Source organism: Tardiphaga sp. 866_E4_N1_4 (assembly GCF_052076075.1).
Lineage (GTDB): Bacteria > Pseudomonadota > Alphaproteobacteria > Rhizobiales > Xanthobacteraceae > Tardiphaga > Tardiphaga robiniae.
In genome coordinates this window covers 2785499-2800684 of record NZ_CP197242.1, presented here as the reverse complement: position 1 = coordinate 2800684, position 15186 = coordinate 2785499, and the positions used below count along the sequence as shown (strand labels likewise).

Below are 15186 nucleotides of genomic sequence, written 5' to 3'. Positions count from 1 at the left end.
TGCATGTCGTAACGACGCTAAAATAGCTTGGGCGCTTCGGTCACATGTTCGACACGGAGCGCATAAGTGGATGTTCGAAGCGACCGCCAGCGACTGGAAATCGGTGTCAATTTCTGCGGCGAGCTCAGCGCAAGCCTTGGACTTGGGTCATGTCGCGGATCCTGAGGCAATGAAATGAAAAAGACGATTGATGTTCTCGTTGTTGGTTGTGGTGCGATCGGACTGTCGATCGCGCTGAATCTCGCGATCAAAGGTGCGAAAGTATGCGCTATCGATCGCGTCGGGCCAGGAAAACAGACATCCGCCCGTGCGGCAGGGCAGTCCGTCATTGCTCAGACCGATCCGGGCATGGGAAGACTGATGCATAGGAGCATCGCATCCGTCGTTGAATTCGAGCAGCGGACCGGAGTTCCGATCAGCTATCATCAGGCCGGGAGTATCAAGTATGCAATGGCCGACTGGTCGGCCGAGCAGCTCGAGCGCGAGGTGCGCAGGGCGAACGCTCTCGGCGCGGTGGTCGATTTGATCCTGCCGTCCGAGGCCGAAAAGCTCGCGCCTCACACCGACGCTAGCCACTGCCGCGCAGCATGGTATGCCCCCGACGACATCTATTTTCATCCACCCGACATGCTGGACTCTTTCCATAAGGCGTGCCTGCGATTTGGCGTCGAGTTCAGATTTGGTCCGGATGTAAGCAATGTTCTGACGAAGAACGGCGGAGTAGTCGGCGTTGCCAGCAGTGAAGGCGATATCTATGCGGACGCGGTCGTCATCGCCGCGGGACCTTGGACCAGCGGCCTGCTGCAGGGTATCGGTATCGCGCCGCTTCCGCTGCTGTTCGTCAGGCATCAATATTCGATTAGAAGCGGCATCGTGGGCATACGTCCGGACCTGCCGACTGTTCGCATTGTTGATCATGCAGTCTATGCCCGGCCGGACGGTGCAAATCTTCTTTTCGGCACGTACGAGCCGCTGCCGGAAGTAATTGATTCCGTTCCGGATAGGACCGAGGGCGTTAGCCTCGATCCAGCGGCAACCGAGATGGCCATCGACAAGGTATGCCACATATATCGGGGACTCGATCGGTCCCGTATTGAAGAGATGCGAGGGGGCGTCACTGCGATGACGCCGGACGGCCGCTATTTGATCGATGAGGCGCCTACAGCAAAGGGGCTGTTCTTTGTGACCGGTTGCAACGTCATGGGGCTTTCCGTCTCGCCGGCGGTGGGTGAAGACATGGCGGCCTGGCTGACGTCCGGGCGCCGGCCGGATGATCTTTCGCGGTTCGCGATCACGCGCTTCTCGGCGGACAGGCCGTCGAACGAAGATATCCGGAAGTCGGGCCTCAAGGAGTACGAAAGCATCTATCGCGACGCAGAAGCTTCGGAACACGTGCGGAAATACGGCCACACATCACTGGCGGCAAGCTAGATGACAGGAATTTCCACTACGAAGCTCACAGGGCGCTTCTATGAACGGCCAAAGACGATAGGTGAAGCTGTCGCGTTGTTGGATGAGGCTGACATCTGCATTTTGGCAGGCGGAACCGATCTCGTAATCATGCGGGCCGAGGGGATGGTGATTTCGTCCCATGTCGCCGACATCAAGCACATCGCTGGAATGTCGCATATTTCGACTGACGACACGGAGATCGCCATCGGCGCAGCGACTGATCTCGACGGCCTGGCGAGATACTTTGCGGTATCGCCGAACGCTATCAGTGACGGTGCAGCTTTGGTTGGCGCCTGGCAGACCCGCTGTCGAGCGACTATTGGAGGCAACATTTGCCGCGCCTCACCGGCCGCCGATACACTTTGCGGCACTCTGGTTCATGACGCCCAGTTCGAACTGGTTTCGCGGTTTGGAAGACGACTGGTGGCCGCGCGCGAATTCTTCGTCGGACCAGGCAAGACATTGCGGAAACAAAATGAACTTTTGACGCGGATCATTGTAAGCCCCGACGACGGGGCGTCGGCCTACCTGAGGTTTACCTATCGCAACGCAATGGATCTGTCGGTCGCTGGTGTCGCCGCCCATATCACCCTCGAGGGCGGAATTTGTACGAAGGCCTCGATCGCAGTTGGCGCATGTGGCCCGACCGCCTTTCTGGTCCCTGAAGCGGCGGGAGCCTTGATAGGCAAGCCGATAGAAATCGCAACTGTCCAGCGAGCTGCCGAGGCGGTGGTTGCGAGAGCCTCACCTATCGATGACGTGCGTGGCACACGAAAGCACCGGCTGCATGTCCTCCATCCGTTGACGTGCCGGGTTGTCCTGCAGGCTGCGGTCCGGGCCGCTGACAAAAAGAGTTTGCCGCAATGAGCAACTTCGCCGTCAAGTTGAATGTCAACGGAAGCATTCGTGAAGTCGCGGTCGATTCTACGACGTTGTTGATAGAAGCCATACGCTCGGCCTTTGGGTTGACCGGCACGAAGCTGGGATGCGCCAGCGGAGACTGTGGCGCCTGCACCGTTGTCATGAATGGAAGGGTGGCAAGTTCCTGTCTCGTCTACGCCATGGAATGCGATGGTACAGAGGTGCAAACCGTTGAAGGCATCGCTCAGACACCCATTGGCAGAATGATCGTTGAGGAACTGATCGCCACCGATGGGTCGCAATGCGGCTTTTGCACTCCAGGCATTGTCGTGACCGCAACTGTGCTGCTCGACCTGGGCGATCGCGACCACCTCACTGATTCCGACATCAATACGGCCCTCGCCGGCAATCTATGCCGGTGTACCGGGTACTTTCCGATCAAGCAGGCGATCCGCAGGGTTGCGGCAAGGCTTATTTCAGGGCAGTCGACATGACGATCATCGGTACCAGGCTGGTGCGCCGCGATGCGCGCGAAAGAATCTGCGGAGAGATCAAATATACAGAGGACTTCACACCTCCGAACGTTCTCCATGCTGTCATTGTCCGCTCATCGGTCGCATCGGGACGCATCCGCCATATCGATACGTCAAAGGCCGAACAGGTTGAAGGGGTTGAACGTGTCCTGACGGCGCGCGATGTTCCGGACAAGGGATACGGAAACTATCTCAAGGATCAGCCGATCTTCGCGCGTCACATTGTACGGTATGTGGGTGAACCAATCGCAATGATCGGAGCCGCGACGCTGGCGGCGGCCCTTCAGGCCGCCAAGTCTGTTGAAGTCGATATCGATCCGTTGCCGGCCGTCGTTGATCTCGACCTGGCCGCACGCAGTGACGCCCCGATGGTTCATGGCGGCACAAGCAACGTTGTCGATGTGGCACGCATTACGCGTGGCGACGTGGCAGCGGCGTTCGAGGGCGCCCATGCTGTCATCACGACGAGGATCGAGACCCACAGGGTTCATCAGGGCTATCTGGAGCCCCGGGCGGTGATAGCTGCGCCGTCCGGCGCCGGATTACAGATCATCATGAGCACCCAGCAACCATTCGGAGTGCGCAGCGTCTTGGCTGAGCTGTTCGATCTGCCGATCAGCGAAATCGAGATTCGGGTGCCGGCGGTGGGTGGTGGCTTCGGCGGGAAGCTTCATGTCGGTTTGGCCCCGCACGCCGCCGCGATGGCGTTAGCGACGCAGAGGCCCGTAAAGCTGATCTGCAGCCGCACCGAAGACATGCAGACCGGAAATCCCCGTGAGAACTCCATCGTGGAGATGACGAGCGCTGTCGAAAGGAACGGGAAATTTTTGGCGCGCCGTTGCGACGTGCAACTCGATTCTGGCGCCTATGCCCTCGATATTCAGGGACTGAATTCGATGGCGGCGTTCTTCTCGACCGGGCCGTACAATATCGAGAACCTCGAAATCACCTCGCGCGGGGTCTATACGAATACGGCGCCGACAGGGTCGTTCCGCGGCCCGACCGGGCCGCAGATGGTCTATGCCGGTGAAATGCATCTCGACGAGATCGCCGACGCGATCGGAATCGGCCGGCTCGACATCCGCCGTCGCAACTTCATTAAAAGGGGAGAGCGGGGGCCGACTGGTGACCTCATGGTCGCAGATGTCACCGTGGAACAATGTTTGGACGTCGCCGCGGCCCGCCTTGAGGCTTTCCGAGCTGATGGTCAACGGTCACCGGATGGGCGGCGCCGTGGCTACGGAATCGCATGCACCTGGTGGTGCACCCTCGGAACGCCGTCGTCGGCATTCGTCGAGGTCCATGATGACGGTAGCGCAACTTTGTCGTCGGGCGGGACCGAGATTGGCACCGGCGTTATTTCGACGACGCTGCCGGCAATAGTTGCAGAAGTGTTGGGTGTCGATGCAGGGCGTGTCACGTTAAACAACGGTAGCACGCGAGATGCACCTTTTGAGTCTGGATCGCGAGGTAGCCGGACGCTGTTTTGTACGGGCAACGCAGCGCTGCTGGCCGCCCAGGAAGCAGCCAAGCAGATCAAAGATGAAGCTGCGGAAATGCTCGGCCTCGAGCCTGAAGACCTCGTTCTGCGCGATGGACGCGTCGAAGCCAATGGGACCTCGAACGCTTCGCTGCCCCTTGCTGAGGTCGTGATGTCGGCCAAGATGCGCAGTGGTCCGGTGCTGGCGTCGGGCCGATATCGCGCCAAGCAAAGCGCCCTTCAGGGCTCCACGCTAGACAATGTGCGCTTTGCCAGGCTGGGCGAGGCGACGTTTCATTGCCATGCCGTCGAAATCGCCCTCGATGAAGAGACCGGGCGCATCGAGGTGCTGCGCTATGCTGCCGTGCATGATGTCGGCCGGATTCTCAATCCGGTCGCAGCGCGTGGTCAGGTAGAAGGCGGGATCGTCCAGGGCATTGGTTATGCTCTTACTGAAAACCTGGAACGCGGCACGAACGGCGCCGTTCGCAACGGCAATTTCCACGACTACCGGATGCCCACCATCGCGGATGTCCCGGCCGAGATCGAGACGATCTTCATCGAGACCAACGAAGGCGCGACGGGTCCTTTCGGCGCGAAGGGAGTAGGGGAGCCGCCGATCATTCTGCCAGCCGCTGCGATCGGTTCAGCGATTCGCGATCTGCTTGGCCGTCAGCCTGCGCGCCTGCCTTTCGATGCGGCCTTTATGGCGGGCTTCCTTATCGACGACAGAAGCGCTGAGCGCGAATGACCTGGCGCAAAGCGCTTCGATCGTGAGCCTCGCTCCGGACTATATGATCGTGGCTGAAAGCCTTGGCCGGCCACGCATGACTTCTTTTACCTTCATCAATTGCGTCTTGAGCAGGTCGATATCGTCTCCGCCGCCCAATGAAATCCTGATGAAATTATTGTCGGACTGTGGCGAGACGGCAAAATGAGCGGCGGGCGAAACACGCACGCCGACGGCGTGAAGCTGCGACACAAAATCGTCAAGCCGCCACGGCGAAGGGACCTTTTGCCAGACATGGTAACTCGGCAGAGACGTGCCGGGCTTCTGTTCAACGATGTCCTGGTAAAGCTCGAGCCGCCGGCCTGCCTCTTTGCGATGGGCCGCCAGACAACGTTCGGCCATGCCGTTCTCGCGCATGAATTCGAACATTTCCGCCCAAAATGTGGGGGCGGTCCACTGCAGCGATACCAGCGCGTTTTGCAGGCCAGGTACCAGCTGCTCGGGGGCGACAAGTGCTCCCAGCCGGATTCCGGGAGACAGACATTTCGAAAGGCTGCTGACGTGGATCGTCTGGGAGCTGTCAATGGCTGCAAGCGCCGGGAGTTCCTCGCCCGACAGCACGCCGTAAATGTCGTCCTCGACGACGAGCGCATCCGCTTTCTTGCAAATCGACAGGATCTCCCGGCGACGCGCCAGCGACATCGTCGCGGTGGTCGGATTCTGAACGACGGCGGTGCAGAATGCCAGCTTTGCTCCGGTCTTTTTCAGTTGGTCTCTCAAGGACGCAGGCTTGAGACCCTCTGCGTCCATCTCGACGCCTTCGATACGGACGTGGCACAGGTCAGCCAGTCGACGGATACCCGAGTAGGTCCACTCCTCGCACAGCACCGTATCCCCGGGGCGCGTCAATGCATGGAAGCATGCCGCAAGCGCGTGCTGTCCGCCATGAGTGAGCAGGATCTGCGACGGTTGAACCGAGAGTTTGCGCTTTCGAAGCCATTTCGCCATGCTGGCGCGATGATGTTCCGAGCCCACGCTCGGTTCGTAAGAGAGCAACAACTCCGACGCGTGCTTTCCACCCATATGTTCGAGGGCAGCATCGAGAAACGGCTTCGCCGGACCGGACGGGACTGTGTTGAGGCTCAGATCAGGAACAGGGCGATCGGCTTCGGGAAGGCTTTCGCCGATGCGTATAAAGGTGCCGCTGCCCGTTCGGGCAGTGACAATGCCGCGGCGGGCGGCCTCCCTGATGGCTTTAGTAATCGTCGCTATCGTGATGTCGAGTTGGCCGGCGATTTCGCGTTGCGGCGGCAACCTGTCGCCGTGTTTCAATGCGCCGCTGGCGATGTCATTTTCGAGCGCCTCGACGAGCGCCAGATATTTTGGTTTGCTCGAGTGGCCAATATTCGGTCGCCAATTCATTTGACTGTTCAGTCCTGATCCTCGCACGTCCCGACGGGCCGCCGATCGCCATTACGGCCATTGCGCCACCGTACCATAACAATTATCCGGTATTCCAGCTTCGTTTCCCAGCTGGTCAGACTATCCACCTTGAAAGGAATCTCACTGTTCAAACGGCAAGAAATGTGCCTTTTACATCTTCATCCGTCAGCAGGCTCGAAGCGGTGCCGGTATATCGGATGTGGCCCCTATCAATGATGTAAGCCCGGTCGCTTATCGCTCCGGCAAAACCGATATTCTGCTCGGAAAGCAGAACGCTTATCCCCACTTCCTTCATGCGAAGGATTGCTTCCGACATTTGGTCGACGATAACGGGGGCAATCCCTTCGGAAGGCTCGTCGAGCAGGACAGCGATTGGATTTCCCATCAGCGTTCGAGCGATCGTCAGCATCTGTTGCTCTCCGCCCGACATGAAGCCGGCTTGCCGCTGTCGCATCTCGGCCAGATTGGGAAATATTTCGTACAGTCGTTCCGGCGTCCACGCGATTCTGCCAGCTTCAGCGGAGCGTCGCCCGACCTCGAGATTTTCAGCGACGGTCAGGTCGGTGAAAATGCGGCGCTCTTCCGGCACATAGCCAAGCCTCTGGCGCGCTATCTGATAGGGCAGCAATCGTGAGATTTCGGCTTCGCGAAAGGCAATGCTGCCACTCGCTGACTGTATGAGACCCATGATCGTCCGAAGCGTCGTGGATTTTCCGGCGCCGTTGCGGCCGATCAGGGCGACGACTTCGCCGGCTCGCAATTCGAGGTCGACGTCGTACAGGATCTGGGCCGGGCCATAGCAGGCGCAGACCTTGGCAAGCTTCAACAGCAATGTCGATGGAGCTGGAGTATGTGTGGTCATCACCGTGCCTTCTTCGCTTGCTGGGCTGCAGCGGAGCCGCTTTCGCCCAGATATACTTTCTTGACGTGGTCGTTCTGTCGCACTTCCTCGGGGCTGCCTTCAGCAATGATCTGACCCCTGACCAAAACAAGAATGCGGTCGGCGTGCGTGAACACGGAATCCATATCGTGTTCCGTGAATAGCACTCCCATGTTGCGTTCTGCAGCCAGCCTCGAGACAAGGTCCATCAAACCTGCCCGCTCGCGGGGAGCCATTCCCGCGGTCGGTTCATCCATCAGAAGCAGCTTGGTTTCGCCGATCAGTGCGATCGCCAATTCTGCCCGCTTCACGTCGCCGTAGGACAACGTACTGCTGAGGCGATCGGCAAAGTCAGCCATATGCGTAAGAGACAGTATCTCCAGCGCTTCTTCGCGAAACAGTCGCTTTGCATTCGGTAGCGCGGCGCGGGATCTGCCACGATGGGCCGCCATCGCAGTCTGCACGTTTTCGACGACTGTCATCGACGAAAAGATTGTCGCAACCTGGAAGGTACGTCCGACGCCTTGCCGGAAGATGCCTTGCGGACTCATGCCGGTAACGTCCAGCCCATCCAGCCGGATGGTGCCGTGATCGGGAGTCAGTTGTCCCCCGACCATCGAGAACGTGGTGGACTTGCCGGCCCCGTTCGGTCCGATGAGCGCTACGAGCTCGCCCCGGTTCAGGTCGAAACTGACGTTCCGGGCAGCGTGCACGCCGCCATAGCTCTTCGAGAGCTCCGATACTTTAAGCAAGGTCATGGACGTCTCCTGCCGGAATCGTTTTGTGCCGTTTCGTGGTCCACTGCCCGACGAGGTCGTGGAGCTGGTGGAAGGCGCCGGCGACTCCTTGCGGCATGACGACAATCAGGATGATGATCGCGGTGCCGAGAAACAGGCGCCAGTAGTCGGTCACCGCGATGAACTCCGTCTTCAGCTCGTGCAACAGAAAGGCGCCCGCAATGGCACCGCCCGCGGTCTGCAAGCCGCCCATCAGAAGCATGATGAGGGCATCGACCGAGGTAGAAACCGACAGAAGCGTCGGGTCGACAGACCCGTTCATGAAGACGTGAAGCCCACCGGCAATGCCGGCAGCTGCCCCGGCAATGGTGAAGGTGAGCCACCGGTGGACCATGACGTTGATGCCCACAGCTGCGGCACGGGTCTCGCTGTCTCGTGTCGCTCGCAAGGTAAAACCGAAGGGCGAGGCGACCAGATGGCGCAATGTCGCGATGGAGGCGACGACAATCGTCAGCACCAGGGCGTAGTAGGCGGCGCGGCTTGAAGCCCAGGCCGAAGGCCAGATGCCGATCAGGCCATTGTCGCCACCGGTAAAATCCGTCCATTGGAAAGCCACAGCGTAGCAGATCTGTGCAGCCGCCAGCGACAACATCGCCAAGTATGTACCCTTCAGACGGACGATGAAGTATCCGAATAAAGCGGCGCCGAGCAGCGCGACGACGGGAGCCGCGATCAGCGCGAACTCCATCGGCATCTGCAGATGTCGGACGAGCAGTGCCGCGCCGTACGCGCCAAGTCCGAAATATGCGGCATGCCCGAAGCTGATCAGGCCGCCGGTAACGACGAGCAAATGCAGGCTCACCGCGTACAGGCTCATGATCAGGATTTCGGTCACGACCTTCAGAGCGTAACCGTCCGAGAAGAACGGCAGCGCAATCAGCACGGATAAGAAGATGGCAAATGCGGCGCTATGGTAGGGAGTCCATGGAAGCGCCCGCTCTTCCGTTACGGTGTGTGCTTGCGAAGATGTTTCGGGGCGACCCAGAAAGCCCTGCGGACGGACTACGAGAACGATGGCCATCAGCAAGAAGACCAGCACGAGCGTGATCCCCGGAAGAACCAAGATGCCGAACGCCTGTAGCTGACCGATGAGAAGTGCGGCAAGGAAGGCGCCGGGAATGCTCCCCATGCCTCCGACCACCGTCACGACGAAGCATTCCGTAATGATCGCGATATCCATCTGGGAGTTCGCGGGCAGGCGTGGTGTCTGAAGCGCACCGCCCAGCCCTGCGAGGAACGAACCTGCAAACAGGATCCCCGTAAACAGCAGGGCCTGATTGACCCCCAGAGCGCCGACCATCCCCCGGTCCTGGGTCGCGGCGCGAATAAGAACGCCAAAGCGTGTCTTCTTAAGAAGAAGGTGAAGGATCAGCAGGATCGCCGGCCCGAGCGCGATGACGAGCAGGTCGTAGCTTGGAAACTTGCGGCCAAGGATTTCGACGGCGCCCTCCAGGCCCGGCGCCTTCATTCCGAAAATGTCGTCGCGGCCAAAGACAAGGTTGACGAGGTCGCTCATGATGAGGACGGCGGCGAATGTGGCCAGAAGCTGGTAGAGCTCTGAGATCCTGTAGATGCGGCGCAGCACGACCAGTTCAAAGATCACGCCGACGACCCCGACCACCGCCGCGGAAATCAGTATCCCGCTCCAAAATCCCAAAGCGGGCGACAGCGTCTGGACAAAGGGAGGGATCAGGGTGGCGGCGAGGTACGCTCCCAGCATGTAGAAGGACCCGTGTGCAAAGTTCACGATCCGGGTCACGCCGAATACCAGGCTGAGCCCGCTCGCCGTGATGAACAGCGTAGAGGCCGATGTCAGGCCGTTGAGCGCCTGAATGATGAGGAACGAACTGTTCAAATGCTGTCTCCACCGAATAATAACCGCGAACACCGGATCCGACCGAAGCCCCGGCAGGGCCGCACGTCCACATGAAGCTGGATCGTACTAATGTGTAATATTACGATTTATAAAAGTCTAACTCTGCGGAGATGTAAAGCGACTATTTTACGGCCAGAATCTGCACAAAATTTCGCGCCGGCGCGCTTTGATCGCGCAATTAATCTTGGAAACGGATTTTGCGGTATTCTAATATTGAATTGTATGACGACTAGCTTGCCTGCTGGAAGGACAAGCAACTTGCCCGGTGGGGACCGGGCGCGCACGGCAATGACGGTCCGGCATCGGCGCTTGTGATGCTCTCGATTACGATCGTGCCGGTTGCGATCCTCTGGCAGAGCGCACTCGGTCGTTCGCTAGTAGGACGAGGCCGAATTTTCGGAAAGGCTGTGCCGCTCGTGACCTTCAATTGGTGGATTGAAGATACTCACAATGCGCATTTCTGTTTTCGCATGCAGTACGGTCGGTTCGTGCTCGTTCATCGCGTAGAAGGTGCCCGGAGCGACCGGGTGACGGCGTCCGGAGACTTCGATCTCGCCATGGCCGACAATGCAATAGCAAGCAACGAGATGGTTGCGATATTCGAGGCGCGAAGATGTGCCGGCATCGACCTGGGTATCAGCGACCGCAAATCCCATTCCGTCGGAGGCTGTCAACAGCCGCCGGCTCTGGCCATTGCCCCACGCCACATCCCGTTCAGTCCCGGCCACATCGTCGAGCGATCGAAAGATCATTGATCTGTTTCCATTTGCACAAGCTGTTCAGGTTGCGAGGCAGGCGTCGAAGCGGGCGCCAAGTCCGCACGCATCGAATTGGCCTTCGATCCCGATGACCACCAGGTTGGATCGGGAAGGGAGCAAAGGCGGAGTGGTCGTGACTGCCTTCTCGATGCTCCATCGGGCGCCCACCACTTGCAGCACGGCGGTTTGTCCGGGGTTGCTTGAAAGCATGAGGATGCCCTTGGCACGGAGAACGCCGGGGGGGAGTGTTCCAGCGAACGCTCCGAGCTTGACCTCGTCGATAAGGCCCGTGACCGTATAAGTCGCGCTTGCGAACGCGTTGCGATGATCGTTAGTGAGGTCCGTCGCTCGGAATTCCCGGTACGTGCTGGATAATCCCAGCGCGATTTCGACGGGAAGATCGCCGAAGCTGGTCTCCAGAATGCGCGCGTTAGGAGCTATGGCGGAGACCGTCGTGCGGATCTCTGCCAACACCTGGGTGGTCATCAGATCAGTCTTGTTGAGGAGCAGCAGATCGGCAGCAGCGGCCTGCCGCTCGACGGTGAACCTTACGGCTGGGTCGAGGAGATGGGCAAGAATCAATTCGGAGTCGACTACGGTGATAATGCCGCTCAGACTCAATGCTGGATTGCTCAGCGCGATCTGAACGACGCCGTGCGGCTCCGCGACTCCGCTGGATTCGAGAATAATGGCCTGCGGCGGCGCGTCGCCTGCCAGCAGATCGGCGATCGTCTGCGACAGGCCATTGGCGAGGCTGCAGCAGACGCATCCGTTTGACAGGCTGATAGTATTGGCATCCTGGTTTTGCAAAAGTGACGCATCGATGTTGATTGCGCCGAAATCGTTCACGAGGACGGCAAGTCGAAAACCATGAGGCTGACTGAGGAGCGTATTGAGAAGCGTGGTTTTCCCTGAGCCAAGGAACCCCGAAATCAACGTAAAGGGGGTTTGTTGTTCCGGCCGCCGGCGAGGTATCGATGCGATCGACGTCGCCTGTCCGATTCCGAGCAGCATCTCCCATGTCTCAGCGAGACGTTCGCTGTAGTCGGGCGGGATGGATTGCTGTTCGACGTGGTTATCGTTCATCGGGTATCGTGACATCCGCGGGTTCAGGCTGGCTGCTTGCGGCCGCTGAGGACCGTGCCCCAAATTGGAATATCCTTCAGGCGCTCGATGTCGACGGTCGTTGGATCTTCATCCAGAATCGCAAAGTCAGCAAATTTGCCGACCTCGATGCTTCCCACTTCCGTCTCCAGACGCAGGACGAAAGCGGCATCAATGGTGATGGCCCGTAGTGCTCGTTCGATGCCGATCCGTTCGCCGGGCGCCTGAACGGTCTTGCCGTCTGCGCCAAGGCGGGTGACGGCGACCCAGGCCGCGGTCAGCGGATGCAATGGCACGACGACGAGCGCATAGTCCGAGTGAAGCGTGAACGTCACGCCGGCACGCTCGAGCGATCCAAGGCGCGCGGTGGTTTCGGCACGGTCGGGTCCCAAGCCCTGCTCACTCTGCACTTGGCTTCGATAGTGGACAAGGTAGTTGTTGACGCTCGCAACGCCGCCCAACGCGCCCAGGCGGCGCGCCTGGGCCGGCGTGCTCACGCAATAATGCTCGACCGTAAAGCGATGATCGAAGCGGGGCAGGCGCCGTTGCAGTTCGGCCAGCGCGTCGAGCACGGCATCGACGGCCTGGTCGCCATTGGCGTGGGCATGAATCTGGATGTCCTGTTCCCAATACGGCATCATGGCATCGGCGAGCTCTTCCCAGGGCGTGTCGCCGCGCAGGCCGTTTTGCCCGTCGAGATAGCCCGGAAAATTGAGCCGCAGCGACATCGCCTGATACGAACCGTCGCTCCAGAACTTGATTCCGTGAAATCGCAGCTTATCGCGATTCTGCTTCTTGAGGCCCTTGACGAACGCGACAGCGCCCGCGCCATGCGCTTTGCGCACGCTGTGTTCTGCGGGGGTGAGCACCATGCGCAGCGGGAAATGATCTTCCGGCACAATGCTGTCGTGGTCTTCCCATTCTGATTCGAAGTTGGTCGAGCCGAAGCCTAGATCGGCTGTCGTTGTGACGCCCGCGCGCTTGGCCGTCTCTGCGAGCATTCTGAGCCCTTTGCGCGATCGATCTGGATGCATGACTTCCTGTCGAAATGGCTCCAGGGCGAAGCGTGTCGCCTCCATTTCAATGAACATGCCGTTCAGCCGGCCGTCATCGTAGCGCCCCAGCCCATGCATATTCATGGCCTCGGTGGCGCCGAGCCGGTCCAGCATCGCGCTGTTCACATAAAGAAAGTGTACGGCGTAAGCCAAAATCCACAGCGGACGGTCGCGCGAAATCTCGTCGAGTTCGTCGCGATGCAGATGCCCGCCCTGCAGTGCAGGATCGAAACCCCACGCGAACAGCGGCTCTTTCGGATCAATCAGCGTTTCATGAAGCCCTTTCAGGCGGGCGATAACTTCGGATCGTGTGCGGACGGCGCGATCGATTCCGTTGGGCGAGTCGATAGGGCCGATATAGTGCAGACCGATCAGCGCACCGGACCAGCGAAAGTGCGTATGCGGGTCGATCAATCCCGGCATGATGATCTTGTCGGCGAACGTTTCGTCGATACGGAATGTATGCCGCTCTAGCCATGGCTTCATGGTCTGCAGCGTACCGACAGAAAGGATGCGCCCGTCTTTAACCGCAACGGCGGTCGCAGTCGGGCGTCCCTCATCCATCGTGATGATCTTACGCGCCGTAAACACCGTGACTTCCGACATGACGTTTCCTTCGACGAACCTTCGGTCGCGAGGCCGCAGAGGCCTTGGACGTGGTGTTATGGTGTATATAAGTAATTGTAGTGATACAATATTTGAGTTTTGATAATTTGGTTTAGAAATAGCCGTTTGTTTTCAATTGATTGCCTTAAGGGTCGCCTTAATTAACGGTAGAAGATCGGAAGATGGACATTTTCTTCTAGACGAAATCAAAATTGTAACATTACGATGGCTGGATGAGGATTGGAGAAATTTTGATGGCGCGCATGAGGTCAGTGGTTCTGTCGGCAACTCTTGTCAGCACAGTTTTCACAGTGGGGGCAGCCGGAGGCTGGTTTCAGGCCCGCGCGCAAGGCGGCACCATCAAGTTTGGCGAGTTGAATTCGTATAATCGGTATGCGGCGAATACCGTGCCGGCGCGATATGGATGGCAGCTGGCGCAAGACGAGATCAATGCATCCGGCGGCATCCTCGGCCGCAAGCTTGAAATCGTCTCGCTCGATGATGGTTCGACGCCGACCGATGCTTTGCGAGCCGCCGAACAGCTCATCACCCGGGAAGGCGTTTCCGCGCTGTTTGGCGCCTGGCAGTCCAATGTGGGGATCGCCATCGGTGGTTACGCCAACCGGCAGAAGGTGCCCTACATTGCAACGATACCGATCAGCAATTCGCTCACGATGGAGAACGGCAATCCGTACACGTTCCGGCTTCGTCCCAGCTTGCATATGCAGATCGAGATGCTTGGCGACGAGATCGCGAAAGTCGGGCCGAAGCGTTGGGCGATTGTCGCTCCTAACTATGAATTTGGCCATTCCGCCGCTGAGACCTTCAAGAGGGTCTTGCGTGAACGCTCGCCGAATGCCGAAGTGGCCGTTGAGCAATATCCCGCCCTCGGGAAGATCGACGCCGGCGCGTTAGCGAATGCATTAGAGGCCGCGAAGCCTGATGCGATCTTCAGCGCGCTGTTCGCCGCCGATACGGCGCAATTCGCCCGCGATGGCAAATCGCGCGGCCTGTTCGAAGGAAGGACCGTCATCAGCCTTGCCACCGGCGAACCTGAAGTCCTGCGCGCGCTTGGCGCCGATGTTCCGGAAGGCTGGATCGTAACGGGCTATCCTTACGACCAGATCACGACGCCGGCTGCCCACAAGGCTTTCATCGACAATTATATGAGCCGGTTCAAGGAAGCTCCGACATCGAATTCGATGCTGGCGTATATCTCCGTCTATACGCTGAAGGCCGCCGCTGAAAAGGCGGGCAGCGCCGATTCGCAGGCTCTCGCCAAGGCATTGCGGGACATCCGGGTCGACACGATTGCAGGACCCATTCGCATGCGAGGGTTGGATAACCAGTCCACGCTTGGCTACTGGATCGGCAAGACGACGACCAGAGAAGGTAAGGGCGCCATGACCGATTGGACGTATGTTGGCGGCGAGAATTTTTTGTTTCCGGAATCCGAGGTGCGCGCTGTGCGTAAGGAGTAGCGAGCGCGGCGATGGCTTCGTGCCGCAGGGGCTGGGGAAGCATGGACTGCAAGCTCTCGCGCTCTCTTCAGATTTCCGGGATCATGCAAAAGACCGCAAGCCGATGGTTCCACTCTTGATGCCCGCACCA

General features: G+C 59.1%; 12 protein-coding genes. 5 read left to right on the top strand and 7 right to left on the bottom strand.

What is annotated here, in order from left to right:
- Positions 1 to 174: 174 nt before the first annotated feature.
- Genes AB8B20_RS13720 through AB8B20_RS13705 form a run of 4 tightly spaced genes read left to right on the top strand, consistent with a single transcriptional unit; the run spans position 175 to position 5077 of the window.
- A complete protein-coding gene (locus tag AB8B20_RS13720) occupies positions 175 to 1431 on the top strand; it encodes an NAD(P)/FAD-dependent oxidoreductase (protein ID WP_439072895.1) in 1257 nt (418 codons plus the stop codon).
- Complete coding sequence (locus AB8B20_RS13715; RefSeq protein WP_439072894.1) at positions 1432 to 2319, top strand: FAD binding domain-containing protein; 888 nt, start codon at positions 1432 to 1434, stop codon at positions 2317 to 2319.
- A complete protein-coding gene (locus tag AB8B20_RS13710) occupies positions 2316 to 2807 on the top strand; it encodes a (2Fe-2S)-binding protein (RefSeq protein WP_439072893.1) in 492 nt (163 codons plus the stop codon). The genes AB8B20_RS13715 and AB8B20_RS13710 overlap by 4 nt, the downstream gene beginning before the upstream one ends.
- Entirely contained in the window at positions 2804 to 5077 is a 2274-nt protein-coding gene (locus AB8B20_RS13705; protein WP_439072892.1) for a xanthine dehydrogenase family protein molybdopterin-binding subunit, read from the top strand. Before AB8B20_RS13710 ends, AB8B20_RS13705 begins: the two co-directional genes overlap by 4 nt.
- Before the next feature lie 39 nt (positions 5078 to 5116).
- Here AB8B20_RS13705 and AB8B20_RS13700 read toward each other — a convergent pair whose 3' ends face one another.
- The 7 genes from AB8B20_RS13700 to AB8B20_RS13670 all read right to left on the bottom strand — a co-directional run bounded on the left by AB8B20_RS13700 (position 5117) and on the right by AB8B20_RS13670 (position 13392).
- Positions 5117 to 6478 (bottom strand): PLP-dependent aminotransferase family protein, encoded by a 1362-nt coding sequence (locus AB8B20_RS13700; RefSeq protein WP_439072891.1) that lies wholly within the window; start codon positions 6476 to 6478, stop codon positions 5117 to 5119.
- Positions 6479 to 6626: 148 nt separating this feature from the next.
- The gene (locus tag AB8B20_RS13695; RefSeq protein ID WP_439073077.1) at positions 6627 to 7331 is read right to left on the bottom strand and encodes an ABC transporter ATP-binding protein; all 705 of its coding nucleotides are present in this window, start codon (positions 7329 to 7331) and stop codon (positions 6627 to 6629) included.
- A 29-nt stretch (positions 7332 to 7360) separates the two neighbouring features.
- A complete protein-coding gene (locus AB8B20_RS13690; protein WP_439072890.1) occupies positions 7361 to 8137 on the bottom strand; it encodes an ABC transporter ATP-binding protein in 777 nt (258 codons plus the stop codon).
- Complete coding sequence (locus AB8B20_RS13685) at positions 8124 to 10031, bottom strand: ABC transporter permease (protein ID WP_439072889.1); 1908 nt, start codon at positions 10029 to 10031, stop codon at positions 8124 to 8126. The genes AB8B20_RS13690 and AB8B20_RS13685 overlap by 14 nt, the downstream gene beginning before the upstream one ends.
- A gap of 395 nt (positions 10032 to 10426) precedes the next feature.
- Entirely contained in the window at positions 10427 to 10804 is a 378-nt protein-coding gene (locus AB8B20_RS13680) for an ectoine synthase (protein WP_439072888.1), read from the bottom strand.
- A 27-nt stretch (positions 10805 to 10831) separates the two neighbouring features.
- The gene (locus AB8B20_RS13675; RefSeq protein ID WP_439072887.1) at positions 10832 to 11896 is read right to left on the bottom strand and encodes a CobW family GTP-binding protein; all 1065 of its coding nucleotides are present in this window, start codon (positions 11894 to 11896) and stop codon (positions 10832 to 10834) included.
- A gap of 23 nt (positions 11897 to 11919) precedes the next feature.
- Positions 11920 to 13392: an amidohydrolase gene (locus tag AB8B20_RS13670; protein WP_439072886.1), complete on the bottom strand. Its 1473-nt coding sequence runs from the start codon at positions 13390 to 13392 to the stop codon at positions 11920 to 11922.
- Between the two features lie 437 nt (positions 13393 to 13829).
- Between AB8B20_RS13670 and AB8B20_RS13665 the strand changes: the two genes are divergently transcribed.
- The gene (locus AB8B20_RS13665; protein WP_439072885.1) at positions 13830 to 15056 is read left to right on the top strand and encodes an ABC transporter substrate-binding protein; all 1227 of its coding nucleotides are present in this window, start codon (positions 13830 to 13832) and stop codon (positions 15054 to 15056) included.
- Positions 15057 to 15186: the final 130 nt, after the last annotated feature.